The sequence below is a fragment of the Actinomadura montaniterrae genome, from assembly GCF_008923365.1.
In the GTDB taxonomy this organism is placed as follows: Bacteria; Actinomycetota; Actinomycetes; order Streptosporangiales; family Streptosporangiaceae; genus Spirillospora; species Spirillospora montaniterrae.
The window spans coordinates 1-1,326 of record NZ_WBMR01000482.1 but is presented as its reverse complement, the minus strand read 5'-3'; the positions used below and the strand labels follow the sequence as shown (position 1 = coordinate 1,326).

Annotated in this window: 1 protein-coding gene; it reads right to left on the bottom strand. The window is 70.7% G+C overall.

All coding sequences use genetic code 11. The annotated features are described in order from the left end of the window. Nucleotides 1-428 precede the first annotated feature (428 nt). Nucleotides 429-1,205 (bottom strand): MgtC/SapB family protein, encoded by a 777-nt coding sequence (locus F9B16_RS50430; protein WP_151547348.1) that lies wholly within the window; start codon nt 1,203-1,205, stop codon nt 429-431. Between the last annotated feature and the right edge of the window lie 121 nt (nt 1,206-1,326).

Below are 1,326 nucleotides of genomic sequence, written 5' to 3'. Positions count from 1 at the left end.
GGGCGGGGCAGGCGGAGCCTGCCCCCATCACCTGCCCAGGGGCCGCAGAGGCTCCAAAGTCAAGGGTGGACGAAGTCCATCGCGAAGCGACGCCGAAGGCGCCCTTGACTTTGGAGGGGCGGCCCCGTACGCAAGCGCCACCCCACCACCCGAACACCCTTCTTGTGATTCTTCCGAACACCCCTCTGCCGCACCGCCAACCGTCAACCGTCAACCGCGCCCCCTACCGCGAACCGCTAACCACTAACCACTAACCGAACGCCACCGCGAACTGCCCACTGCGAACTGCCTACCGTGAACTACTTACGGCGAACGCCACACCGAGTCGTCCACCGCAAACTGCCGACACTGCCAACTGTCCAGGAAACATCCATCGCGAACTCGCCGACTACACAACCGCATCCACCGCTACGACCGCTTTACCGGAGTTACTCGTCATCGCGGTCGGAGCCTGTTGTTACGGCTACGACGTCGGGGAGTTCGCTCAGGACGGCGGTGAGGTCGGGAATGGATCCGGGGCCTTCGAGGACGAGGGTGACGACGGCGTTCCAGCGGCCCCGGCGACGCTGCGCGTTCTCGTCGCGGTCGCGGTCGCGGTCGCGGCGTTCGTCGCGGCCGAGGTCGGAGTCGTCCGGCAGGTATTCGCGTTCCACGTTGACTTCGAGGACGGCGAATCCGCGCTGGGTGCATTCGACGAGGACGCGGCGGAGGGCACCGCGGCCGTCGCGGTAGATCAGGCGCATCCGGGTCTGGTCGGCGGGCCGGAACCGGTCGAGCGGCAGCCGCCGGGTGAGCGAGCTCAGCCCGTACACGACGAGGAAGTGCCCGGCGGTGCCCGCGATCGCGAGGAGCCACAGCCCGCCGCCCGCGGCCATCCCGACGGCGGCGGTCACCCAGACGACGGCGGCGGTGGTGAGGCCGCGGACGGCGTCGCGGCGGACGAAGATGAGGCCGCCGCCGATGAAGCCGATGCCGGAGACGATCTGCGCGGCGACGCGGGACGGGTCGAACGCGACGGGCCCGGGGGCGTGCTGGAAGCCGTACTTGCTGACCAGCATGAACAGGGCGGCGCCGACGCCGACGAGGGTGTGCGTGCGCAGGCCGGCGCTCTTGTTGCGCACGCCCCGTTCGAGGCCGATGCATGCGGAGAGCACGAGGGCGAGTGACAGTTCGCCGATCTGGACGAGTCCTTGGCCTGCCAGCACGTGTTCCTCCCGGTTCCGGATCCGACGTCCCGCGACGGCCGCCCCCCAGCCGATGCCGCCCGCGCGTGCCGCGCCCCACGCGCGCCGCGTCCCTCGGCGGCCGCCCCGGCGGGGGCCGGGG